The 22,204-nt window shown below is 70.1% G+C and carries 22 protein-coding genes; 13 read left to right on the top strand and 9 right to left on the bottom strand.

Annotated elements, in window-relative coordinates:
* Window positions 1-21: 21 nt before the first annotated feature.
* Window positions 22-915, bottom strand: coding sequence for a hypothetical protein (locus ACIF6F_RS03795; RefSeq protein WP_399942117.1), 894 nt, complete (start codon window positions 913-915; stop codon window positions 22-24).
* A 253-nt stretch (window positions 916-1,168) separates the two neighbouring features.
* On the opposite strand from ACIF6F_RS03795, the gene ACIF6F_RS03800 reads away from it, so the two are divergent.
* The 3 genes from ACIF6F_RS03800 (at window position 1,169) to ACIF6F_RS03810 (ending at window position 3,183) form a co-directional block, all read left to right on the top strand.
* Window positions 1,169-1,453 carry a helix-turn-helix domain-containing protein gene (locus ACIF6F_RS03800; protein WP_399940796.1) on the top strand — a complete coding sequence of 95 codons (285 nt, stop codon included), beginning with the start codon at window positions 1,169-1,171 and terminating at the stop codon, window positions 1,451-1,453.
* A 119-nt stretch (window positions 1,454-1,572) separates the two neighbouring features.
* Entirely contained in the window at window positions 1,573-1,890 is a 318-nt protein-coding gene (locus tag ACIF6F_RS03805; protein ID WP_399940799.1) for a helix-turn-helix transcriptional regulator, read from the top strand.
* Window positions 1,891-1,935: 45 nt separating this feature from the next.
* Window positions 1,936-3,183: a tyrosine-type recombinase/integrase gene (locus ACIF6F_RS03810; protein WP_399940802.1), complete on the top strand. Its 1,248-nt coding sequence runs from the start codon at window positions 1,936-1,938 to the stop codon at window positions 3,181-3,183.
* A gap of 62 nt (window positions 3,184-3,245) precedes the next feature.
* On the opposite strand, the gene ACIF6F_RS03815 is transcribed toward ACIF6F_RS03810, so the two are convergent.
* From ACIF6F_RS03815 to ACIF6F_RS03825, 3 genes are all read right to left on the bottom strand, one after another.
* A complete protein-coding gene (locus tag ACIF6F_RS03815; RefSeq protein ID WP_399940805.1) occupies window positions 3,246-3,674 on the bottom strand; it encodes a restriction endonuclease in 429 nt (142 codons plus the stop codon).
* Between the two features lie 254 nt (window positions 3,675-3,928).
* Window positions 3,929-4,141, bottom strand: coding sequence for a hypothetical protein (locus ACIF6F_RS03820; protein WP_399940808.1), 213 nt, complete (start codon window positions 4,139-4,141; stop codon window positions 3,929-3,931).
* 399 nt (window positions 4,142-4,540) lie between these two features.
* The gene (locus ACIF6F_RS03825) at window positions 4,541-5,707 is read right to left on the bottom strand and encodes a CorA family divalent cation transporter (RefSeq protein ID WP_399940810.1); all 1,167 of its coding nucleotides are present in this window, start codon (window positions 5,705-5,707) and stop codon (window positions 4,541-4,543) included.
* A gap of 124 nt (window positions 5,708-5,831) precedes the next feature.
* Here ACIF6F_RS03825 and ACIF6F_RS03830 point away from each other — a divergent pair, with 124 nt between their 5' ends.
* Entirely contained in the window at window positions 5,832-7,010 is a 1,179-nt protein-coding gene (locus ACIF6F_RS03830) for a winged helix DNA-binding domain-containing protein (RefSeq protein ID WP_399940811.1), read from the top strand.
* A 167-nt stretch (window positions 7,011-7,177) separates the two neighbouring features.
* Window positions 7,178-8,707, top strand: a complete 1,530-nt coding sequence (locus tag ACIF6F_RS03835; RefSeq protein WP_399940813.1) for an AMP-binding protein — start codon at window positions 7,178-7,180, stop codon at window positions 8,705-8,707.
* Between the two features lie 71 nt (window positions 8,708-8,778).
* Here the strand turns inward: ACIF6F_RS03835 and ACIF6F_RS03840 are convergent, their stop codons facing one another.
* Both ACIF6F_RS03840 and ACIF6F_RS03845 read right to left on the bottom strand, forming a co-directional pair.
* Window positions 8,779-9,267 carry a glutathione peroxidase gene (locus ACIF6F_RS03840; RefSeq protein ID WP_399940815.1) on the bottom strand — a complete coding sequence of 163 codons (489 nt, stop codon included), beginning with the start codon at window positions 9,265-9,267 and terminating at the stop codon, window positions 8,779-8,781.
* Between the two features lie 66 nt (window positions 9,268-9,333).
* Window positions 9,334-10,176 (bottom strand): hypothetical protein, encoded by an 843-nt coding sequence (locus ACIF6F_RS03845; protein ID WP_399940817.1) that lies wholly within the window; start codon window positions 10,174-10,176, stop codon window positions 9,334-9,336.
* 235 nt (window positions 10,177-10,411) lie between these two features.
* On the opposite strand from ACIF6F_RS03845, the gene gcl reads away from it, so the two are divergent.
* Together gcl and ACIF6F_RS03855 are read left to right on the top strand one after the other, a co-directional pair.
* Window positions 10,412-12,199 carry a glyoxylate carboligase gene (gcl, locus tag ACIF6F_RS03850; protein WP_399940818.1) on the top strand — a complete coding sequence of 596 codons (1,788 nt, stop codon included), beginning with the start codon at window positions 10,412-10,414 and terminating at the stop codon, window positions 12,197-12,199.
* A gap of 201 nt (window positions 12,200-12,400) precedes the next feature.
* Window positions 12,401-13,837: an MFS transporter gene (locus ACIF6F_RS03855; RefSeq protein ID WP_399940820.1), complete on the top strand. Its 1,437-nt coding sequence runs from the start codon at window positions 12,401-12,403 to the stop codon at window positions 13,835-13,837.
* Between the two features lie 488 nt (window positions 13,838-14,325).
* Here ACIF6F_RS03855 and ACIF6F_RS03860 read toward each other — a convergent pair whose 3' ends face one another.
* The 3 genes from ACIF6F_RS03860 to ACIF6F_RS03870 form a co-directional block, all read right to left on the bottom strand.
* Window positions 14,326-15,783, bottom strand: a complete 1,458-nt coding sequence (locus ACIF6F_RS03860; protein ID WP_399940822.1) for a catalase — start codon at window positions 15,781-15,783, stop codon at window positions 14,326-14,328.
* Between the two features lie 228 nt (window positions 15,784-16,011).
* Window positions 16,012-16,902 carry a 2-hydroxy-3-oxopropionate reductase gene (locus ACIF6F_RS03865; RefSeq protein WP_399940825.1) on the bottom strand — a complete coding sequence of 297 codons (891 nt, stop codon included), beginning with the start codon at window positions 16,900-16,902 and terminating at the stop codon, window positions 16,012-16,014.
* Between the two features lie 65 nt (window positions 16,903-16,967).
* Entirely contained in the window at window positions 16,968-17,801 is an 834-nt protein-coding gene (locus ACIF6F_RS03870) for a TIM barrel protein (protein WP_399940828.1), read from the bottom strand.
* 125 nt (window positions 17,802-17,926) lie between these two features.
* On the opposite strand from ACIF6F_RS03870, the gene ACIF6F_RS03875 reads away from it, so the two are divergent.
* The 6 genes from ACIF6F_RS03875 to ACIF6F_RS03900 all read left to right on the top strand — a co-directional run bounded on the left by ACIF6F_RS03875 (window position 17,927) and on the right by ACIF6F_RS03900 (window position 22,164).
* The gene (locus ACIF6F_RS03875) at window positions 17,927-18,175 is read left to right on the top strand and encodes a hypothetical protein (RefSeq protein ID WP_399940831.1); all 249 of its coding nucleotides are present in this window, start codon (window positions 17,927-17,929) and stop codon (window positions 18,173-18,175) included.
* Window positions 18,175-18,558 (top strand): helix-turn-helix domain-containing protein, encoded by a 384-nt coding sequence (locus ACIF6F_RS03880; protein WP_399940834.1) that lies wholly within the window; start codon window positions 18,175-18,177, stop codon window positions 18,556-18,558. The genes ACIF6F_RS03875 and ACIF6F_RS03880 overlap by 1 nt, the downstream gene beginning before the upstream one ends.
* A 164-nt stretch (window positions 18,559-18,722) precedes the next feature.
* The gene (gene uraD, locus ACIF6F_RS03885) at window positions 18,723-19,229 is read left to right on the top strand and encodes a 2-oxo-4-hydroxy-4-carboxy-5-ureidoimidazoline decarboxylase (protein WP_399940835.1); all 507 of its coding nucleotides are present in this window, start codon (window positions 18,723-18,725) and stop codon (window positions 19,227-19,229) included.
* Window positions 19,230-19,231: 2 nt separating this feature from the next.
* A complete protein-coding gene (gene uraH / locus ACIF6F_RS03890; protein ID WP_399940838.1) occupies window positions 19,232-19,624 on the top strand; it encodes a hydroxyisourate hydrolase in 393 nt (130 codons plus the stop codon).
* Between the two features lie 5 nt (window positions 19,625-19,629).
* On the top strand, window positions 19,630-20,553 hold the full coding sequence (gene pucL / locus ACIF6F_RS03895; RefSeq protein ID WP_399940841.1) for a factor-independent urate hydroxylase: 924 nt from the start codon (window positions 19,630-19,632) through the stop codon (window positions 20,551-20,553).
* A gap of 216 nt (window positions 20,554-20,769) precedes the next feature.
* Complete coding sequence (locus ACIF6F_RS03900; RefSeq protein ID WP_399940843.1) at window positions 20,770-22,164, top strand: 8-oxoguanine deaminase; 1,395 nt, start codon at window positions 20,770-20,772, stop codon at window positions 22,162-22,164.
* Window positions 22,165-22,204: the final 40 nt, after the last annotated feature.

Below are 22,204 nucleotides of genomic sequence, written 5' to 3' on the forward strand. Positions count from 1 at the left end.
GCCGCGGGAGAGCGGTGGTGGTCAGAGGGCACCTCCATAGGCAGCGGCGACGTCGGTGGGGTTGGTCCAGGGGCGGTGGGCGGCGGTGGTCGCGGGCATTCCAGCGTTCATGACCTCGTGTACGAGGCTGGGCAGGGTTTTCGGGTGGAGGCCCCTGGCGCGGTGGCGGTGGAGACCGGCTCGTACGTGGGCGGGGTCGATGCCCTCGTCGAGGAGCTTCTTGGCCTCCTGCCCGAGTTGGCCGAGCACGGTGGAGGGAGGGCGGTGCTCGCAGGCCGCGGCGTACTCGGTGATGAGGTCCTTCGCCGAGACGGTCTGGGGCGCGGGGGCGCTCGCGCCCCCCAACGGGGTAGTTCCTAGATCCCTGTTCCTAGGTCCTAGATCCGGACGCTGAGGGCTCACGTCAGGCTCAGTGAGCCCTCCCGCAACGGCCTGCGAGGGCTCACTGAATTGCCCTTGACCTGCGGATTCCCTGCTCATGGCGGGCTCACTGCCTGCTGTCTGACCCGTCCTGGAGGCCTCCGTGACGGCTCCGTGCACCGGCAGTGAGGGCTCACGCGGGACGCCGAGGTCGTGGTGCGGGCAGGACGGGATCCTGCTGATGCTGGGGCGGTTGATCTTCTGGTGGAGGGCGAAGGCGACGACGTGCAGGTACTGCCTTCCGTCCTCGCCCTCGTAGCGGCAGATCAGGCCGGCGGCGTCGAGCTGCGTCAGGTCGTCCTCGACCTCGACGGGGCCGTGTTCGCGGCGCAGCGACCACAGTTGTCCGGCGATGACGGCGGCCTGATCGCGGATGCGGCCCTTGTCGTCGGCTTGGGTGAGCAGGCCGAAGAAGGTCCGCTCGGCGCTCAGTGACACGGCCGCCAGGGACTCGGAGGCGAAGGCCTCGGGCTTGATGGTGCGGATACGGGCGATGGAGATCGACCGCCTTTCGAAATCGGGGCAGGTACACCGGCGGAGCCAGGGCACGTGGACAACACAGCCACACCCCGGATCCAGAAGTCCAGACCTGGCTCAAGCGGCCGTGAAAGGTTTTCCGGTCGCACGACCGTAAACCCGAAACCCCGGCCGGCGAAATCGCCCGCGATATCCGATGTCGGCCGGGGATCGCTCACAGCAGACGGGGAATGCCTTCCCAAGTCTCTGGCGGGCAAGCTACAACACACCAATGCCGCCACGCCCTCTCGAAATCGGACCCGCTGGACGCGCCGCCGCCCAGGCCATCGAACGCACCCGCGTGGCCCGTGGCTACTCCCAGCGTCAGCTCGCCGCCCGGGTCACCGCACTCGGTCGCCCCATGACCTTCACCGCACTCTCCCGCATCGAACGCACGGTACGGCGCTGCGACATCGACGACCTCGTCGCCATCGCCGCAGCCCTCGGAGCGCCGCCGCACGCGCTTCTCGCTGCTCCATCGAGCCGCCCCGAGTCGCTGCGGGTGGGCGGAATATAGCCGACGATCCCCGGTTTCCGAAACCGGGGATTCTCCGCACCATTGGTGGTCCCTGGAGGCCGCTGCGCCTGTCCGTGGCCAGTGGCCTATTCCCCCGTCCCCTGCGTAAGGAACTTAGCTTGTCCGTCGTCGTTCCGATTCCCTCTGCCGGTGCCCCCGAATTTCGTCACCGTTCCATCGTCGGCCGTGCGTTTCTCGGGGTTCAGGACACGGCCGCGTATCTCGGCATTTCACCCAAGACGCTGTACGTCTGGCGTCACCGGCGGCAGGGTCCGCCCAGTTTCCGGATGGGTGCCCGCGGGCGGGTGACGTACAGGGTCGACGCGCTCGACGCGTGGATACGTGCGCAGGAGCAGGCGGACTCCCGCTCCAACCCCGACCTCAACCCCGTGAGCGCCGCACCGCAGCGGCGCGCTGCCTACTCGGCAACCGCCTGACGGCTTCCGGTCGACCGTCCCGAACCCCTAACTGCAAGGAAACACTTGGCCGGCTACATCGAAGACCGCTGGATCAACAAGAAGAAGGACCCCGTCACCGGCAAGCGCGAGCGTACCGCCCGGTACGGCAAGGGCAGCCGGTACCGGGTCGCGGGCATCCCGGGTGTCCGGGGCATGTCGTTCGACACCTTGGAGGACGCCAAGGCGTGGCTCCGCAGGGCCGGCACCGACAGTGAGCGGGGCGAGTTCGTCGACCCGCGCGACGGCTCCATCACCCTCGCCGACTACGTCACGCGCCACTGGCAGGCGGGCGTACGGGGCGCACCGGGCACGGTCAAGCGGGTTGACGAGCGCGTCCGCCTCCACGTCCTTCCGCACATCGGCGAGGTGGCGCTGCGGGACGTCTCCGCGTCCGTCTTGCGCGGCTACATCGCCACGCTCGAAGGCGAGTGCGCGCCGCGCTACGCCCGGCAGATCCTCACCACCCTCTCGAACGTTTTCGAGACGGCGATCGACGACAAGCGCCTGGTCCGGAACCCGATGCGAGCCAAGTCAGTGCGCTGGCCCAAGGCCCTGGAGGACCAACGGGAGGCTTGGCCGTTGGAGACCGCGCAGCGGGTGTGGGACGTCATCAACCAGCGGTACCGGATCGCCGTCGTCGTCGCTCTCGGGTGCGGGCTGCGCCAGGGGGAGGTCTTTGGGCTGTCGCCGGCGGACATCGACTTCGAGCGCGGCCTCATCCGCGTCCGCCGCCAGGTTCAGCTCCTGTACGGCCGCTTGTACTTCACTCTTCCCAAGGGCGGGAAGACCCGGGTCGTCGACATGCCGCCTTCGGTGGCCGCCGAGCTGCGCGCACACTTCCTGCAGCTTCCGGCCGTCGAGGTCGAGTTGCCCTGGGGCGGCCCCGAACCGGATCGGGAGAAGCGCTCCTTCCCGCTGGTCCTGACCACCACCTACGGTAACGCGATCCGGGCCAACATCTTCAACGACGAGGTGTGGAAGCCCGCCCTCGCGAAGGCTGGCGTGATCCCCGTGCGGGAGAAGGGCCAGCGCTGGAAGGCCTCCCGCAAGGACGGCTTCCACGTACTCCGGCACACCTACGCCTCCGTGATCCTCGAGGCGGGCGAATCCGTCGTCACCCTGGCCCGATGGCTCGGCCACTCCAGCCCGACTATCACCCTCGACCACTACGCCCACTTCATGCCCGAGGCCGGTGGCAAGGGCCGCGCGGCAGTCGATGCGCTGCTCGGAGTGGTCCCTCAGTACGTCCCAGACGACCTTGCCCTTGCCTGAGAACGGGTGGCACAGCTCATGCTGTGCCACCCGTTCTCATTTGGTGGGTCAGGCTTTGTGTCTCATGCCGCTCGACGCCAGGGCAGGCGGGCGCGCCGCGCGGGCAGTCTGAGCAGTTCGTGCAGGGCCTTGCCCTTGTGGGCCCATTGGTCGAGTCGGTCGCGGTCGATCCAGTGGACTCCGTGGCGGTCGCCCCAGGCCATGGCGTCGCGGGTGAAGGAGCCGTTGGTGACGACGACCGCGTGGTTCGCCCTATGCGAGGGCCCTGCGGTGCCGTTCACCTCGTACATCACCGACGAGCCGACCTTGCCGCCGACGCGGGTGTACTTCGCCTGCACCACTATCCGTCCGAGGGGGATCAGGACGCCGATCACGTCGGCGGCCTGGTCCCCTCCCCGGCCCACCTTCGTGGCCGCCCAGCCGTCGCGGACGAGGAGGTCGCGCAGCGCGTACTCGAACTGCTGGTCGTCCATCGCGTCCAACTCGGACAAGGTGATGCGTAGACGGGCCAGCCTCTCGCTGTCCGCGCGATGCTGACGGGAGCCCCGTACCCGGAGGCAGGCCAAGCCGACGGCAAGAGCGAGACCGATCAGGACGAGCACCGGCCAGGCTGTGGCGGCCCTCGTCAGGAGGCGCGATGCGGCCTGTGCCAGGGCGACCGAGAGCGCGAGGGCAACGGCTGCCGCACCCAGGAGGTCCACGGTGTTGCGCGGTCGCCACCGGATGCTTCGCCGCCGCCGGGCCGTCACTGCCCACCCGCTGGAGCGGAGATCGCGGGCTTCGGCGTGGGCTGCTGTTCGGCGGAGCTGTCGCTGAATCCGAAGACCTGGCCCCAGAGCCAGACCACCGCACACAGGCCGGCGATGGCCCACACACTCAGGCCCTTGGCGGACTTCGGGCCCGGCCTGTTCCGGAAGTGCGGCCGTACGTACACCTTGCCGTGCGGAGCCTTCGGCATGCTGATTCCCTCCCCATCGGTCCGCGCCGTGCGGACCTCCAGTTCGGTTGTAGCGGCGGCCACTGACAGAACCTGATGAGCCGTCACGATCGTGTGGATGGCAAGGGTGCGAGTCGGCCAAGTCTGCGGGGACGCCTAGAAGATTGGACGGCCCGCTGGCCTGCGTCGAGGCGTCTCGGTCGTGTGTCACGCTGCGGAAATGCAGGGCGTACCGAATGGCGAGTTCCCGTGGAGCGCGGTCGGTGACGACTGCGCCGGGCGCCGCCCCCTGGTAGGCGGCGGAGCTGCGCATGGTCGACCCCTCACCGCGCGTTCTCCCCAGATACTCCCCACGGGGCCTCCAGGGGCACGGTACGCAGTTCGCTTACGCTAAGTCGATCAAGCTCGTGAGGTGGATCGCTACAGCCAGTCGCGCTTCTTGAAGATCACGTACAGGCTCGTGCACACCACGGCCATCAGGACGATGGCGAAGGGGTAGCCGCCGGCCCACTTCAGTTCCGGCATGTCCTCGAAGTTCATGCCGTAGATGGTTCCCACCAACGTGGGAGCAAACAAGATGGCGGCCCACGAGGAGATCTTCTTGATTTCCTCGTTCTGTTCGAAGCCGGCTTCGGCCAGGGCGCGCATTTCGGCGTTCTGCTGCTGGGTGACCAGGGTGGCGTTGACCGTGAGGATTTCGGTGAGGGCCTGGCGGAAGCCGTCCACGCGTTCGCTCGTGTGCGTGACGTGGTCGGCCACGTCGCGGAGGTAGCGCTGGAGTTCCTCGTCCGTGCCGTACTTCGCGAAGCCCGCCATCAGGCCGTGCAGCATGCCGACCAGAGGGCGGGTGGCGCGCTGGAACTCGACCATCTCGCGGGAGAGTTCGTAGATGCGGCGGGAGACCTCCGGGTCGCCGCGGAACACCTCCGTCTCGATCTCGTCGATGTCGGTCTGGACGCCGTCCACCACCGGGGCGTAGCCGTCGACCACCGCGTCGAGGATGGCGTACAGGACCGCCTCGGGGCCGAGCTTGAGGAGGTCCGGGGTCTCCTCCATGCGGCGGCGGACCGCCGAGAGGTCGGGGGCGGCCGCGTGGCGGACCGTGATCAGGAAGTCCGGGCCCACGAAGACGTGCAGCTCCCCGAAGTCGACCTCCTCCGGCGCGTCCAGGTAGCGGGCCGCGCGGAGGACGACGAAGAGCGTGTCGCCGTAGCGTTCGAGCTTCGGGCGCTGGTGGGCTTCGAGGGCGTCCTCCACCGCCAGCGGGTGGAGGTCGAACTCGGCCGCGAGGGAGTGGAGTTCGGCCTCGGTGGGGCGGTGCAGGCCGATCCAGGCCATGCCGTCGCACTGCTCGCGCAGCTGCCGGAACGTCTCCGCGAGGGTGGCCGGGGACGCGACCCGGTGCCCGTCGCGGTAGAGGGCGGCCTCGACCACGCTGCGGTGGTTCGCGGGGGCGTCGGCGGGTTCGGTGGAGGGGGAGGGAGGGGAGGCCGGTTCGCCCGGGGAGGCGGGGGAGGGAGCGGCGGGGCGCAGCCAGGAGGTCCTCTTCTGCGGAGAGGAGGGGCGGCGGTCGCGGCGCTCGGCCATGTCGGGTCAGCTCCCGGTCGTTTCCTGCCAGGGGGTCCTTTTGCGAACACCGAGCAGGATATACGGATGAATCGGGGCACGGGCCGGGAGGTGGGATCGTCATTGCGGACCGAAATCGTCCGCAATGCTCGTTAGCGTGGTCTCCATGGACGCCACGAAGAAGCACGTGCTCGGCCCCCGCGCCCTCAACCGCGCCACCCTCGCCCGCCAGCTGCTCCTCCGCCGCTCCGGGATGGGCGCGGGGGAGGCTGTCTCGCACCTGCTGGGGCTCCAGGCGCAGAACGTGAAGCCGCCCTATTTCCAGCTGTGGTCCCGCCTGGAGGGCTTCGAGCCGGCGGCGCTGGCCGCCCTCATGGAGTCCCGGGAGGTGCTGCGCATGGTCACCATGCGTTCCACCATCCACACCCACACGGCCGAGGACGCGCTCGTGCTGCGCCCGCTCGTCCAGCCTGCCCGCGACCGGGAGATCAACAACTTCCGCAAGGGCCTCGTCGACGTGGACCTGCCGCGCCTGGCCGAGCTCAGCCGCCGCTTCGTCGAGGCCGAGCCCCGCACGATGGCGGAGATCCGCGAGGAGCTGCTCAAGGAGTGGCCGCACGCCGACCCGCCCGCGCTCTCGGTGGCCGCGCGCTGCCTGCTGCCGCTGGTCCAGGTCACCCCGCGCGGGGTCTGGGGGCGGTCGGGGCAGGTCCGGCTCACCACGCTGGACAACTGGCTCGGACGGACGGAGTCCGGGGGCGGGGCCGCGCCGGATCGCGCCCGCGAGGACCGCGACACCGACGCCGTCCTCGACGCGACCGTACTGCGCTACCTCGCCGCCTTCGGCCCCGCCTCCGTCCAGGACATGCAGACCTGGGCCGGGCTGACCCGGCTCCGCGAGGCCTTCGAACGCCTGCGGCCCCGGCTCGTCACCTTCCGGAGCGACTCCGGCACCGAACTGTTCGACCTCCCCGACGCGCCCCGCCCGGACGAGGACACCCCCGCGCCCGCCCGCTTCCTGCCCGAGTTCGACAACCTGCTCCTCTCCCACGCCGACCGCACCCGCGTCGTCCCCGAGGAGTACCGGGGCCGCACCTGGCAGGGGAACCAGGCGCGCTGCACGTTCCTCGTCGACGGGTTCCTCGCCGGGACCTGGCGGCTGGAGCAGCCGAAGGGCGGCGCGGCCGCCCTGCTCACCGTCGAGCCCTTCGGCCGGCTCACCCGGCAGCAGCGGGCCGAGCTCACCGCCGAGGGGCATGACCTGCTCGCCGCCCTGACGGAGGCGGGGGAGGGGGACGTCCGGTTCGGGCCCGTCGACGAATAGCCCCAGGCCCTCCGCCGGTCGGTCCCCGGTCAACCGCGGCTGACGGCCCACTGGTGCTCCGCCGTCCCGCCCGGCACGATGCCCATGCGCAGTGATCCACATCCACGCCGACCGCAGTCCATCGTGCGACGCAGACGAGATGCCAGGAGTGAGCAGTGCGGGTTCCCATGACCGTGTCCGACTTCCTCGACCGGGCCGAGCTGGGGTTCGCCGCCGGCCCCGGTGTGATCGACGAGCCCGACCAGCCCGGCCCGCCGGTGCCCGATTCGACGTACGGCCGCCTCGGCGAGCGGGTCCGGGCCTGGCAGGCCGGGTTCGACGCGCTCGGCGTGGGCGAGGGCGAGCGGGTGGCGGTGGTCAGCCACAACTCGGCCCGGCTGCTGGAGCTGCTGTTCGCGGTGCCGATGAGCGGCCGGATCTGCGTACCGGTCAACTTCCGCCTCAAGCCCGAGGAGGTCGAGTACGTCGTACGGCAGAGCGGCGCGTCCGTACTCCTCGTCGACCCGGAGCTCGACGCCGCCCTGGCCGGCGTCAAGGCGCGCCACCGCTTCGTGCTCGGCGCGGAGACCGAGACCGGGCTGATGCGCTTCGGCGTCGAGCCGCGGCCGTGGTCCCGTCCCGACGAGGACGCCACCGCCACGATCAACTACACCTCCGGCACCACCGCCCGCCCCAAGGGCGTCCAGCTCACCCACCGCAACATCTGGGTCAACGGCCTGACCTTCGGCCTGCACACCCGCGTCTGGGAACGCGACGTCTACCTCCACACGCTGCCGATGTTCCACTGCAACGGCTGGGGCATGCCGTACGTGATGGCCGGCCTCGGCGTGAAGCAGGTGGTGCTGCGCAAGGTCGACGGTACGGAAATCCTGCGCCGCGTCGACGAGCACGGGGTCACCCTCATGTGCGGAGCGCCGGCCGTGTGGAACGCCGTGCTCGACGCGGCGGCCGCCTGGGAGGGCGAGATCCCCGGCCGTGACCGGGTACGGATCGTCTGCGCGGGCGCCCCGCCGCCGAGCCGGACGATCCAGCGGGTGGAGGAGGAGCTGGGGTGGGAGTTCACCCAGATCTACGGCCTGACCGAGACCTCCCCGCTGCTCACCTTCAACCGGTCCCGCCCGGCCGACGAGGGCCTGCCGCCGGAGGAGCGCGCGCACAAGCTGTCCCGCGCCGGGCTGCCCGCGCTCGGGGTCAAGCTCCGGGTCTCGGATTCGGGGGAGGTGCTGGCCCGCTCGAACGTCGTCCTCGACGGCTACTGGGACAAGCCGGAGGAGACCCGGGAGGCGCTGGCGGACGGCTGGTTCCACACCGGTGACGGCGGCACGCTCGACGAGGAGGACGGCCACCTCACGATCTCCGACCGCAAGAAGGACGTGATCATCACCGGTGGCGAGAACGTCTCGTCCATCGAGGTCGAGGACACGATCTTCAGCCACCCCGCGGTCGCCGAGGTGGCCGTGATCGGCGTCCCGCACGAGAGGTGGGGCGAGACGATCAAGGCGCTGGTGGTCCTCGCCGAGGGAGCGACCGCGGACGAGGCCGAGATCATCGCCCACTGCAAGCAGCGGATGGCCGGGTACAAGGCGCCGACGAGCGTCGAGTTCCGCGAGGCCATCCCGCGCACCGCGACCGGCAAGATCCAGAAGTTCAGGCTGCGCGAGCCGTACTGGGCGGGGCGCGACCGGCAGGTGAGCTGACGCAGAGGGGGCCGCCCGCATCCCGCGCGGGCGGCCCCTCCTGCGTACGGGAAAGGACGTACGGACGACGCCTACGCCGGCAGCACGGCCTCGATGGCGGCCAGCACCTCGGGCGACTCCGGGTCGGTGCGCGGGCGGAAGCGGCCCACGACCTCGCCCTGCGGCGAGATCAGGAACTTCTCGAAGTTCCACTGGACGTCGCCGGCCTCGCCCTCGGCGTCCGGCGTCTTCACCAGCTCGGCGAAGAGCGGGTGCCGGTCCGCGCCGTTCACGTCCGACTTCTCCAGCATCGGGAACGTGACGCCGAAGCCGGCCGCGCAGAAGGTCTGGATGTCCTCCGCCGTGCCGGGCTCCTGGCCGCCGAACTGGTTGCACGGCACGCCGATGACGGTGAAGCCCTTCTCCTCGTACTTGAACTGCAGGCGCGCCAGTCCGGAGTACTGCGGGGTCAGGCCGCACTGCGAGGCCGTGTTCACCACCAGGATGGCCTTGCCCTTGAACGGCGCGAGGCTGGTGGGCTCGTCGGACAGGGTGGTCAGGGGGATGTCGTACAGGCTCAAGACGGGTCTCCTCGACAGGATGGTGTGCGCCGCATCCGATGATGCCCGATCCCGTCGAACAAGTGATCAGGCGCCCGTGCCCACCAGCTCGTCCGCCGGGTCGTTCACCGGCTGGGGCATGCCCGTGAGGTCCATGACGAACAGCGGTATGCCCAGGTCGTCGGCGCGCGCCCGGGCGTCCTCGGTGTAGCCCGCCAGGGAGAAGTACACGCTGGTCGCGGAGGCGGTCAGGCCGTTCAGCCAGACGCACTCGACCGCCCGCAGTCCGGCCGGCGCGGTCGTCGGGTCCACCTGCGCCACCAGCCCGGGCGCCCGCAGGTCCACCGCGGCCGAGGGCACGGGGCGCGCGTCGGGCTGCCGTACGTCCTGGAAGCCGAGCCAGCGCAGGTACAGCGCGGCGGTCGCCACCGCGTCCCGCGCGGTACGGATGGTCACCGGCCGGAACGCCGGCCGCGGCACCGGCCCGGTCACCGGCAGCGGAATGTGCGCGGGACCGTGCCCCTGCCCTCCGGGAGCGGGTACGGAGTCCCGTTGTCCCCGCGGCTCCGCCGCGTCCGGCGCGGGGTCGGGCGGGGCCGGTGCGGCCGCCGGCGCGTCCTCGCGGGCCGGCAGTGCGGGCGACGGGGCGACCGGGGTGTCCATCGCCTCCGGCGGCGTCACGGGCAGGCGAACCACCGTCCCGCAGGAGCAGCCCACCTCCGGCTGCGGCCACTCGTCCCGCCGCCCGCACGCCGTACAGCGCACCGCGACCCAGGTGTCCGACCAGTTCCGGTGGGTCAGCGGCACCGGCGTCGCCACCCGGTCCAGCGGCGGGGTCACCGGGGAACCGCAGGCACAGGGGAAGACCGGCGGGGCGTACGCGTTCTCCCGCCCGCACGCCGGGCAGCGCACCGCAAACGTCTCGGCCATCGACATCCCTCCGCCGTCCCCACCGCCGTCGCTCTGCGTGGTCCATCGTCCACCACAAGCGACGGCCCGCGCGAGGGTCCCCCGGATTTGTGTGACTCGCGGGGCGGTTACGCGCCATTTGGTGGTTTCCGGGGTGCCCCACCGCCTTGACGCGCCGGAAGACGCCTCCTAGATTGTTTCGCATAGCAGAACAGATTTTCCGGATGACGGAAACAGCCTGATCGCAGGAGTACCGATGCCTCGTATGACAGCCGCCGCCGCGGCAGTGGAGATCCTCAAGCGCGAAGGAGTCACGCAGGCCTTCGGCGTGCCCGGCGCTGCGATCAACCCCTTCTACCGCGAGCTCAAGAACGTCGGCGGCGTCAACCACACGCTCGCCCGCCACGTCGAGGGCGCCTCGCACATGGCCGAGGGCTACACCCGTGCCCAGGCGGGCAACATCGGTGTCTGCATCGGCACCTCCGGCCCCGCCGGCACCGACATGATCACCGGCCTGTACTCCGCCATCGCGGACTCGATCCCGATCCTGTGCATCACCGGCCAGGCCCCGGTCTCGAAGCTCCACAAGGAGGACTTCCAGGCCGTCGACATCGCGACGATCGCCAAGCCGGTCACCAAGGCCGCGACGACCGTCCTGGAGGCCGCGCAGGTCCCCGGCGTCTTCCAGCAGGCCTTCCACCTGATGCGCTCCGGCCGTCCCGGCCCGGTCCTCATCGACCTGCCGATCGACGTCCAGCTGACCGAGATCGAGTTCGACCCGGAGACCTACGAGCCGCTGCCGGTCTACAAGCCGTCCGCGACCCGCGCCCAGGCCGAGAAGGCCCTGAGCTTCCTCCTGGAGGCCGAGCGCCCGCTGATCGTCGCCGGCGGCGGCATCATCAACGCCGACGCCTCCGACCTGCTCGTCGAGTTCGCCGAGCTCACCAACATCCCGGTCATCTCCACCCTGATGGGCTGGGGCACCATCCCGGACGACCACGAGCTGGCGGCCGGCATGGTCGGCGTCCAGACCGCGCACCGCTACGGCAACGCGACCTTCCTCGAGTCCGACACCGTCATCGGCATCGGCAACCGCTGGGCCAACCGCCACACGGGCTACAACCTGGACGCGTACACCAAGGGCCGCAGGTTCGTCCACGTCGACATCGAGCCCACCCAGCTCGGCAAGATCTTCGCCCCGGACTACGGCATCGCCTCCGACGCCAAGGTCGCCCTGGAGCTCTTCATCGAGATCGCCAAGGAGTGGAAGGCCGCGGGCAAGCTCCCCGACTTCACCGCCTGGGCCGCCTCGGCGCAGGAGCGCAAGGCCACCCTGCAGCGCCGCACGCACTTCGAGAACATCCCGATGAAGCCGCAGCGCGTGTACGAGGAGATGAACAAGGCCTTCGGCCCGGAGACGCGCTACGTCACCACCATCGGCCTCTCGCAGATCGCCGCCGCGCAGTTCCTGCACGTCTACAAGCCGCGCCACTGGGTCAACTGCGGCCAGGCCGGCCCGCTCGGCTGGACCATCCCGGCCGCCATCGGGGCCGCCACCGCGCAGCCGGACGTCCCGGTCGTCGCCCTGTCCGGCGACTACGACTTCCAGTTCATGATCGAGGAGCTGGCGGTCGCCGCCCAGCACAAGGTCCCCTACGTCCACGTCCTCGTGAACAACGCCTACCTGGGCCTGATCCGTCAGGCGCAGGGCGGTCTCGGCATCAACTTCGAGGTCAACCTCGAGTTCGAGAACATCAACACCCCGGAGATCGGCGTCTACGGCGTCGACCACGTCAAGGTCGCCGAGGGCCTGGGCGTCAAGGCCATCCGCGTCACCGACCCGGAGAAGCTGGGCGAGGCCTTCGAGCAGGCCAAGAAGCTGGCCGCCGAGCACCAGGTCCCGGTCGTCGTCGAGGCCATCCTGGAGCGCGTCACCAACATCGCGATGAGCAAGACGGTCGACATGAGCGACGTGACCGAGTTCGAGGAGCTCGCCACCGAGCCCGGCCACGCGCCGACCGCCATCAAGGCCCTGCAGGTCTGATCCCGGCCCTTCAGGCCCCAGGACCGCGGGGCGGGCAGCACGAACTGCCCGCCCCGCACGAAGCGGCCCCCGTCACTCCCCCGGGAGGGACGGGGGCCGCTTCGCTGTTTCGCCGAAGGGGCACGGCCTGCCCTCGGGGCCCATCCGGACGGTCCGGTCCGGCTCGACCGGGGCTCGCCCGGCCTCTGGGAGCTTCCGGCCATGGAAACCGCCCTGGACACCGCCGGGAAGACGCCGCCGACAGCGGCCCCGGCCCCGTACCCGTACCGCTGGGCCGTCCTCGCCCTGGTGCTCACCGCCGACGTGATGGACCTGCTCGACGCCACCATCACCGGTATCGCCGCCCCCGAGGTGGCCGCGGACCTCGGGGGCGGTCGCGAGCTCGGCCAGTGGCTCCAGGCCGCCTACACCCTCCCCTTCGCGGTGCTGCTGATCACCGCGGGCCGGCTCGGGGACCGGTACGGGAGGCGCCGGCTCTTCCTGATCGGCAGCGCCGGCTTCACCCTCGCCTCCGCGCTGTGCTCGCTGGCCACCGAGCCGGGCTGGCTGATCACCGGACGGGCGCTCCAGGGCGCGCTCGGGGCACTCCTGCTGCCGCAGGGCTTCGGCCTGCTGAAGGAGGTCTTCCAGGGCCCCGAACTCGGCCGGGCCTTCGGGTTCTTCGGCCCGGTGCTCGGGGTGGCCGCGGTGGGCGGACCGGTGCTGGGCGGCGTACTCGTGGGGGCGGACCTGTTCGGCACCGGCTGGCGGGCCGTCTTCCTGGTGAACCTGCCGCTGGGCCTGCTCACGGTGCTGGGCGCGCTGCGCTGGATGCCGCGCGGCGAGGCGGACCCCGCGCTGCGGATGGACCTGCCCGGCATGCTGCTGACGGGAGCCGCCTCGGCCGCCCTGGTCTACCCGCTGGTGCAGGGCCCCGGCCTGGGCTGGCCCTGGTGGTCCCTGGTGCTGCTGGCGGCCGGTCCGCTGGGCTTCTGGCTCTTCGCCCGGCTCCAGCCGCGCCGGCCCAGCCCGCTGGTGCTGCCCAGCCTGCTGCGGAACACCGCCTATACGGGCGGCATCCTGGTGGTCACCGCGTTCTTCGCCGCCTTCAGCGGGGTGACGCTGGTCCTCTCGCTCTTCCTCCAGGGCCCGCTGGGGATGTCCCCGCAGGGTGCCGGGTACTCCGTGGCCCCGCTGGCGCTCGGCATGGCGCTGACGGCGGGTCCCGCCTCCGCACTGGCCCGGCGCAAGGGGCGGCTGGTCATCCAGGCGGGCATCGTGGTGAGCCTGCTGGGGCTCGTGCTGCTGGCGGTCCTGGCCGGGCCGGCCGGGTGGGCCACCAGCGGCTGGCGGCTGGTCCCGGCCACCCTGCTGACGGGGCTGGGCATGGGGCTGGTGGTGCCGCCGCTGTTCGACGTGATCCTGGGCGGGGTCACCGGGCCCGAGACCGGCTCGGCGGCCGGCGTGCTCAACGCGGCGCAGCAGCTGGCCAACGCCTTCGGCGTCGCGCTGCTGGTCACCTGCTGGTCGGCGTACGGGGACCACGGGTACGGCCCGGGCGGGGCGCTGGCCGGTACGGCCCTGGCGGTGGTGGGGCTGCTGGTCGTGGCCCTCCTGGCCTCGTACCGGCTGCCCGAGGAGATCACCGCCCGGCACTGAGGCGCGGTATCGGGAGCCCGTGCCGGGAGGCCCGTACCGGCAGGCCTGCACCGGGGAGTTCGAACCGGCCGGGCACGACAAAGCGCCGGGTTCGCGGGACCGTCCGCAAACCCGGCGCTCTGGCCTGGGAGGTGTGACCGCCCGACGGAACGAGGCTGGCGCGACAGGACGTTCGCACCGCCGGGCGGAGACTGGGTGGACCCCTCGCGGGAGTCCGGGGTCCTCGGGTACAGGGGGCTCTGTGCGTGGCCCCTGTACACAAGGAGTGGCTGGGACCGTGGCGGCGGGCGACGGGCGTCCCGGCACCGCCCCCCTCAGGTCAAGGGACGGGCCTGCGAACACCCATTACCACCGCACTGGCTCGCACGCCGCCACGGTCCTCGTCCTGAACCCTTCACCGACGAACCACCCCTCATCCGGGTCCGCGGTGCCGGGCTCAGCGCCCAGGTCCTGACCTCCCGTCAGGTCCCGAGCGCGGCCTTGTGGGCTCAGTCCTCGCGCAGGGCGCGGACGGCCTCCTCGACGCGCTTGCCGTAGTCGGCGTCGGCGGCGTGGAAGTGAGCCAGGTTCTTCTCGATGACGTCCTCGCGGGAGACCTGCGACAGGCCGCCGGCGATGTTCGCCACCAGACGCTGCTTCTCGTCCTCGGACATCAGGCGGTACAGCTCACCGGCCTGGAAGAAGTCGTCGTCCTTGGTGTGGGCCGGGGCCGCGTGGGTGCCGGTGTAGCCGGAGACCGCCAGCGGGGCGCCGAGGGCGTCGCCGGTCTCGGCCGGGCCCTGGTACGAGTTGGGCTCGTAGTTCTTGTCGTGGCGCGAGCCGTTGCGCAGTGCCATGGCACCGTCGCGGCCGTAGTTCTGCGCGGTGGTGGCCTTGGGGGCGTTCACCGGCAGCAGGGTGTGGTTCACACCGAGGCGGTAGCGCTGGGCGTCCGCGTAGGCGAACAGGCGGCCCTGGAGCATCTTGTCCGGCGAGGCGGTGATTCCCGGGACGAAGTTGTTCGGGGAGAAGGCGGACTGCTCGACCTCGGCGAAGACGTTCTCCGGGTTGCGGTCGAGGACCAGACGGCCCACGCGCTGCAGCGGGTAGTCCGCGTGCGGCCACACCTTGGTGAGGTCGAACGGGTTGAAGCGGTAGTCCGCGGCCTCGGCGGCCGGCATGATCTGGACGTAGAGGGTCCAGCTCGGGTTCACACCGCGCTCGATGGCCTGGAGCAGGTCGGTCTGGTGCGAGTTCGCGTCGCTGCCGACGACCTCGGCGGCCTGCTCGGAGGACAGGCAGCGGATGCCCTGGTTCGTCTTGAAGTGGTACTTGACGAAGAAGGCCTCACCCTGGGCGTTGGTCCACTGGTAGGTGTGGGAGCCGTAGCCGTTCATGTGGCGGTACGAGGCCGGGATGCCGCGGTCCCCCATCAGCCAGGTGATCTGGTGCGTCGCCTCGGGGGCGTGCGCCCAGAAGTCCCAGACGTTGTCCGGCTCCTGCTTGCCCGTGAAGGGGTCGCGCTTCTGGGAGTGGATGAAGTCGGGGAACTTGATCGGGTCCTTGATGAAGAACACCGGGGTGTTGTTGCCGACGAGGTCGTAGTTGCCGTCTTCGGTGTAGAACTTCAGCGCGAAGCCGCGCGGGTCGCGGACGGCGTCCGCGCCACCGAGGGAGTCGGCGACGGTGGAGAAGCGCAGGAAGGTCTCGGTCTTCTTGCCGACCTCGTTGAGGAACTTCGCCGAGGTGTAGGCGGTGACGTCGTCGGTCACCTCGAAGTAGCCGTACGCGGCCGAGCCGCGGGCGTGCACGACGCGCTCCGGGATGCGCTCACGGTTGAAGCGGGCGAGCTTCTCCAGGAGCTGCTGGTCCTGGATGAGGAGCGGGCCACCGACGCCGGCGGTGGCGGAGTTCTGGTTGTCGGCGACCGGGGCGCCGGACTCGGTCGTAAGCACGCGCTTCGACATGGTGACCTTCCGTACGGGAGCTGCTGACGGAAAGCGTCTTCCGCCATGCGGATGAGCCTAATTTCAGGCGGAACGCAGCGTCAACAGTTTGTTGAAGAAAGATGGAGGAGAGGTGATCCGGACGGTGCCGGCGCTTGGGCGCGACAGGACAGGTGTCAGCACCGGCACCGTCCGGAAACTCAGGTCCCCCGGAGGGGAGGCGCCACCCCCGGAAGGGCGGCGTCAGGATCAGACCTGGGCGCCGGAGAGACGCTCGACGGCGCGCAGCAGGGCCGAGTGGTCCAGGCCGCCGTCACCCTGGGCGCGCAGCGAGGCGACCAGCTGGGCGACGACCGCGCCGACCGGGAGGGCCGCACCGACGTTGCGGGCGGCGTCGGTGACGATGCCCATGTCCTTGTGGTGCAGGTCGATCCGGAAGCCGGGCTTGAAGTCGCGGTTCAGGAAGTTGTCCTTCTTGCGGGTCAGGACCGTGGAGCCGGCCAGACCGCCGTTGAGGACGTCCAGGGCCGCCTGGAGGTTCACGCCGGACTTCTCGAGGAAGACCACGGCCTCGGCGCAGGCCTGGATGTTGACCGCGACGATGAGCTGGTTGGCGGCCTTCACCGTCTGGCCGGAGCCGTGCGGGCCGCACAGGACGATGACCTTGCCGAGGGCCTCCAGGATCGGGAGCGCGGCGTCGAAGTCCGCCTGCTCGCCGCCGACCATGATGGAGAGCACGGCCTCGATGGCGCCGGCCTCGCCGCCGGAGACCGGGGCGTCGATGACGCGGATGCCCTTCTCGGCGGCGTTCTTGGCCAGGTCGACCGAGGTCTGGGGGGTGATCGACGACATGTCGATGATGAGCGCGCCGGACCTGGCGTTCTCCAGGATGCCGTCGGGGCCGTAGTTGATGGCCTCGACCTGCGGGGAGGCGGGCACCATCGTGATGATGACGTCGGCGTCCTTGACGGCCTCGGCGATCGAGCCGGCCGCGGTGCCGCCGGCCGCCGCGAGGCGGTCCAGCTTGTCCTGCTCCAGCGTGAAGCCGGTGACCGAGTAGCCGGCCTTGAGGAGGTTCTCGGACATGGGGGAGCCCATGATGCCGAGGCCGATCCACGCGATCTTGGGGAGGTTGCTCATGATGAGGTCCTTCTCTTGAAGCTTCGTACGAAAAGTTCGAGCGGTGTCCGGGCGTTCGTCCGGACCTACTTGGCCGCGCGGGCCCCGGCCGGCAGCCACTCGAAGGACGTGGCGGCGTCGGCGGCCTTGTACTCCAGGCCGACGTAGCCCTCGTAACCAGCCTTCTTCAGCTGGTCGAGGAGCTCCTCGAGGGGCAGGTCGCCGGTGCCCGGAGCGCCACGGCCCGGCTTGTCGGCGATCTGGACGTGCCCGGTCTTGGCGGCGTACTTTTCGATGACCTCGGAGAGGTCCTCATCGTTCATCGCCAGGTGGTACAGGTCGAGCAGGAACTTGGCGTTCCCCAGGCCCGTGGCCTCGTTGACCTTGTCCACGACCTCGATCGCGGACGGCGCGCTCACCAGCGGGTAGAGCGGCGACTCGGGCTTGTTGAGGGTCTCGATCAGGAGGATCGCACCCACCCGGTCGGCGGCGCGGGCCGCGACGACCAGGTTCTCCAGGGCGAGTTCGTCCTGGGCGGCGGGGTCCACGCCCTCGACGCGGTTGCCGTAGAGCGCGTTGAGCGCCTTGCAGCCGACCGAGGCGGCGAAGTCCGCGGCCACGTCGATGTTCGCGCGGAACCGGTCCGACTCCTCGCCGGGGACGGATACCGCGCCGCGGTCCGGTCCGGGGAGCCGGCCGGCGTAGAAGTTCAGGCCCACCAGCTGGGTGCCGGCGTCCTCAAGGGCCTTCTTGAGGGCGTCGAGCTCCTCCTGAGCCGGGGTGGGGGTTTCGATCCAGGGCCACCACAGCTCGACCGCGGTGAAGCCCGCCGCGGCGGCGGCCGCGGGGCGCTCCAGGAGCGGGAGTTCCGTGAAGAGGATCGAGAGGTTCACATCGAAGCGCTGGTCCGTGTATCCCATGAGGGGTGTGCGCTCCTTCCGTATTGCGGAAGTTGTTTTCTGCTTGATGGAAGGTTGCATGGGCCGTTGCGCGAATGTCAAGTGGGACCTGCCGGATTTCTCGTACCTCGGGGTAGCTTGGCCGCGTGCGATTGAGAGTGGAGTTCACGACCGAGCCCTTCGACCTTGAGGAAGCCCCGGCCCACGCCGTGGCGGCCCGCGAGGTCATCCAGAAGGCGCAGCTGGACGCGGTGGATGTCGGCCCCTTCGGCAATACGGCCGAAGGCGGGGCGGATGCCGTGCTGACCGCGGTGGCCGCGCTGCTGCGCGACTCGCTGGAGGCCGGGGCCACCCGCGTCTCGCTGCAGGTCAACGTGGTCCGGGAGGACACCTGATGACCGAGCCCCGCGACCACCCCTTCGTCGCAGCGGTCAAACCGCTGGTCGACGCCATGGGCGGCGAGCTGATGGACCCGTCCCTGGCCCAGCCTGACGACGTCGTGCTGGCCTGGGAGGGCGAGGACGTGCTCGCCGTACGGCTGCCGCAGCTGTCGGACTCCCTGGATCACATCCTCGCGGCGCTGGAGCGCCGGCACGGGATGCCCCTGTCGGAGCTGGACCGCAAGGCGAAGCAGGACGTCGTGCGCATACTGGAGGCGCGGGGTGCCTTCTCGGTGCGGCACGGTGTCGAGACGGTGGCCGGCGCTCTGGGCGTAAGCCGCTTCACGGTCTACAACTACTTGAACAGGGAAAACCCCAACAAGAACAGCCAAGGGTGACGTCGCCCTCACCCGTTGTCACGAGCCGCCGCCCGATTGAGCCGGGCGGCGGCTTTTGTGTACCGGAAGTTTCAACAAAGTGTTGACGCGGTGTTGAGGAGGGCGTTAGCTATGCGAAGCCCGTCAAAGCACAAGGCCAAGCACATCGGCCACGGAGGCTTCCCGTGACTTCGAGTACGACACCGGGCCTCGCCCGGTTCAACACCTTGGTGGACGCCGCGGCCCAGGCCGAGCTCCACGAGGTGTGCGCCAGTTCGGCTTGGGTGAGCAAGCTGCTCGCCCAGCGCCCCTTCACCAGCGCCGACGCCCTGTTCGCCGCGAGCGACGCCGCCATGGCGGAGCTCACCACCGCGGACCTGGAAGAGGCGATGGCGGGCCACCCGCCGATCGGCCGCCCGAAGCCGGGTGACCCGACCTCCGCGCGCGAGCAGCGCGGCATGGCCGGGGCGTCCGAGGAGCTGAAGGCCGAGCTGCTCGAACTGAACCTGGCCTACCAGGAGAAGTTCGGCCACGTCTTCCTGATCTGCGCCACCGGTGCGACCGGTGAGCAGATGCGGGACGCGGTCAAGGTCCGGATCGAGAACACGGACGAGGTCGAGCGGGAGATCGCCCGCGGAGAACTCGTCAAGATCAACCGGATCCGTCTGACCCGCCTCGTAGAAGGAGAGTGAGCATGAGCACCGAGACCACCGCGTCGGTGTCCACCCACATCCTGGACACCAGCATCGGCCGCCCCGCGGAGGGCGTCGCCATCTCCCTCTCGGCCCGCAGCGGCCTCGACGGCGAGTGGGCGGCCCTCGGCGGTTCGGCCACCGACGCCGACGGGCGTTGCAAGGACCTGCCGGCGCTGCCGGAGGGCACCACCCACGTGCGCCTCGACTTCGAGACCGAGACGTACTTTTCCAAGAAGCAAGCCGCCGAGGCGCAGCAGGACGCCCCCCGCGTAAGGGACAGCGGTGCGTTCTTCCCCGAGGTGACCATCACTTTCGCGGTCAACCCGGGCGAGCACTACCACGTACCGCTGCTGCTCAACCCGTTCGGCTACTCCGTTTACCGAGGGAGCTAGCAGACATGCCCACGATTCTCGGCCAGAACCAGTACGGCAAAGCAGAGAACCGCGTCGTCAAGATCACGCGGGACGGCGACACCCACCACATCAAGGACCTGAACGTCTCGGTCGCCCTCTCCGGCGACATGGACGACGTCCACTACTCCGGCTCGAACGCCAACGTCCTGCCGACGGACACCACCAAGAACACGGTGTACGCGTTCGCCAAGGAGTACGGCATCGAGTCCGCCGAGCAGTTCGGCATCCACCTGGCCCGCTGGTTCGTCAACAGCCAGGAGCCGATCGGCCGCGCCCGGATCCGCATCGAGGAGTACGCCTGGGAGCGGATCCAGACCTCGGACGCGAACTCCAAGTTCATCGGCGCCGACGAGGTGAAGCACTCCTTCGTCCGCAAGGGCCAGGAGACCCGCGTCACCCAGATCACGTACGACGGCCAGAACTGGGAGGTCATCTCCGGCCTCAAGGACCTGATCGTCATGAACTCCACCAACTCGGAGTTCTGGGGCTACGTGAAGGACAAGTACACGACCCTGCAGGAGGCGTACGACCGCATCCTGGCCACCCAGGTGTCGGGCCGCTGGCGGTTCAACTGGACCGACGACGAGCAGCGGATGCCGAACTGGGAGAAGTCCTACGAGGCCACCCGGAAGCACATGCTCGAGGCCTTCGCGGAGACCTACTCCCTGTCGCTCCAGCAGACCCTGTACCAGATGGGTTCGCGGATCATCAACCACCGTTCGGAGATCGACGAGGTCCGCTTCTCGCTCCCGAACAAGCACCACTTCCTGGTCGACCTGGAGCCCTTCGGCCTCAAGAACGACAACGAGGTGTACTTCGCCGCGGACCGTCCCTACGGTCTGATCGAGGCGACCATCCTCCGCGACGGCGCCGACGCCCGCATCCCGGTGGACCTGACCAACCTCTAGGAACCGCCCGTCCGGACGGCCCGGTCATCCGCGTCCCGGGGTACCGCAGTGGCCCCGGGGCGTGGCCCCCCGCAACACCCCAGAACTTCCTGAACTCGGCACCCGGAGCATCACACGGGGCGGCAGTACTGTCAGCTGCCAGGCCCCCGGTTTCGGCACTCAAATCCCCTGGGTCCTGCCGTGCCCGCACCGCCACTGAAAGCACGAGGAAGCCCCATGGCAGCCACTGACAGCGCGGTCGAGCGCATCGTCATCGAGAACTGTGCGATCGCGACCGTCGACGCCGACGACACCGAGTACGCCTCGGGTCACATCGTCATCGCCGGCAACAGGATCGAGGCCATCGGTGCGGGCAAGGCCCCCGAGAACCTCGAGAACGTCGTACGCCGCATCGACGGCACGGGCCACCTCGTAACGCCCGGCCTGGTCAACACGCACCACCACTTCTACCAGTGGATCACGCGTGGCCTGGCGACCGACCACAACCTCTTCAACTGGCTCGTCGCGCTGTACCCGACCTGGGCGCGCATCGACGAGCAGATGACGTACTCGGCCGCGCAGGGCTCCCTCGCCGCGATGGCCAAGGGCGGTGTCACCACCGCCATGGACCACCACTACGTCTTCCCCAAGGGCTCCGGCGACCTCTCCGGCTCGATCATCCGCGCCGCGTCCGAGATGGGCGTCCGCTTCACCCTCGCCCGCGGCTCCATGGACCGCAGCGAGAAGGACGGCGGCCTGCCGCCGGACCACGCCGTCGAGACCCTTGAGGGCGCCCTGGCCGACACCGAGGCGACCGTCAAGAAGTTCCACGACGCGTCCTTCGACTCGATGACCCAGGTCGCCGTGGCCCCCTGCTCCCCCTTCTCGGTCTCCACCGAGCTGCTCAAGCAGGGCGCCGAGCTGGCCCGCCGCCTGGGTGTGCGCATGCACACGCACGGCAGCGAGACGGTCGAGGAGGAGAAGTTCTGCCACGAGCTCTTCGGCATGGGCCCGACCGACTACTTCGAGTCGACCGGCTGGCTGGGCGAGGACGTGTGGATGGCGCACAGCGTCCACATGAACGACTCCGACATCGCCGCCTTCGCCCGGACCAAGACCGGCGTGGCGCACTGCCCCTCCTCCAACGCCCGTCTGGCCGCCGGCATCGCCCGCGTCCCGGACATGCTCGCCGCCGGCGTCCCGGTCGGCCTCGGCGTCGACGGCACTGCCTCCAACGAGTCCGGCGAGCTGCACACCGAGCTGCGCAACGCGCTCCTCATCAACCGCCTGAACCCGGTGCACCGCGAGGCCGCGCTCAACGCCCGCCAGTCGCTGCGCCTCGGCACCTACGGCGGCGCCCAGGTGCTCGGCCGTGCCGACAACATCGGATCGCTGGAAGTCGGCAAGCTCGCCGACCTGGTGCTCTGGAACCTGAGCACCTTCCTGCACTCCTCGATCGCCGACCCGGTGACCGCCCTGGTCTTCGGCGCGGCGGCCCCGGTGACGGCCTCCTTCGTCAACGGCAGGCAGATCGTCGAGAACAGCCGCCTGCTGACCGCGGACGAGGACGCCATCGCCGTGTCCACGCGGGAAGAGGCCCAGCGCCTCGCGCGGATCGCCGCGCAGGCCTGATCCCCCACGGAATCCGGCCGGGGGGGACGGCCCCCGGCCG

The organism is Streptomyces sp. NPDC086023 (genome assembly GCF_044540325.1).
Lineage (GTDB): Bacteria > Actinomycetota > Actinomycetes > Streptomycetales > Streptomycetaceae > Streptomyces.

Bases quoted from the DNA above. Each gene is read 5' to 3' on its own strand.
- ACIF6F_RS03835 (WP_399940813.1), top strand. From the start codon at position 7,178: ATGACCGTGTCCGACTTCCTCGACCGGGCCGAGCTGGGGTTCGCCGCC.
- ACIF6F_RS03870 (WP_399940828.1), bottom strand. From the start codon at position 17,801: ATGGGATACACGGACCAGCGCTTCGATGTGAACCTCTCGATCCTCTTC.
- ACIF6F_RS03825 (WP_399940810.1), bottom strand. From the start codon at position 5,707: ATGGCCGAGCGCCGCGACCGCCGCCCCTCCTCTCCGCAGAAGAGGACC.
- ACIF6F_RS03880 (WP_399940834.1), top strand. From the start codon at position 18,175: ATGACCGAGCCCCGCGACCACCCCTTCGTCGCAGCGGTCAAACCGCTG.
- ACIF6F_RS03820 (WP_399940808.1), bottom strand. From the start codon at position 4,141: ATGCCGAAGGCTCCGCACGGCAAGGTGTACGTACGGCCGCACTTCCGG.
- ACIF6F_RS03830 (WP_399940811.1), top strand. From the start codon at position 5,832: ATGCTCGTTAGCGTGGTCTCCATGGACGCCACGAAGAAGCACGTGCTC.
- ACIF6F_RS03800 (WP_399940796.1), top strand. From the start codon at position 1,169: ATGCCGCCACGCCCTCTCGAAATCGGACCCGCTGGACGCGCCGCCGCC.
- ACIF6F_RS03900 (WP_399940843.1), top strand. From the start codon at position 20,770: ATGGCAGCCACTGACAGCGCGGTCGAGCGCATCGTCATCGAGAACTGT.
- gcl (WP_399940818.1), top strand. From the start codon at position 10,412: ATGCCTCGTATGACAGCCGCCGCCGCGGCAGTGGAGATCCTCAAGCGC.
- uraH (WP_399940838.1), top strand. From the start codon at position 19,232: ATGAGCACCGAGACCACCGCGTCGGTGTCCACCCACATCCTGGACACC.
- ACIF6F_RS03860 (WP_399940822.1), bottom strand. From the start codon at position 15,783: ATGTCGAAGCGCGTGCTTACGACCGAGTCCGGCGCCCCGGTCGCCGAC.
- ACIF6F_RS03855 (WP_399940820.1), top strand. From the start codon at position 12,401: ATGGAAACCGCCCTGGACACCGCCGGGAAGACGCCGCCGACAGCGGCC.
- ACIF6F_RS03865 (WP_399940825.1), bottom strand. From the start codon at position 16,902: ATGAGCAACCTCCCCAAGATCGCGTGGATCGGCCTCGGCATCATGGGC.
- pucL (WP_399940841.1), top strand. From the start codon at position 19,630: ATGCCCACGATTCTCGGCCAGAACCAGTACGGCAAAGCAGAGAACCGC.
- ACIF6F_RS03845 (WP_399940817.1), bottom strand. From the start codon at position 10,176: ATGGCCGAGACGTTTGCGGTGCGCTGCCCGGCGTGCGGGCGGGAGAAC.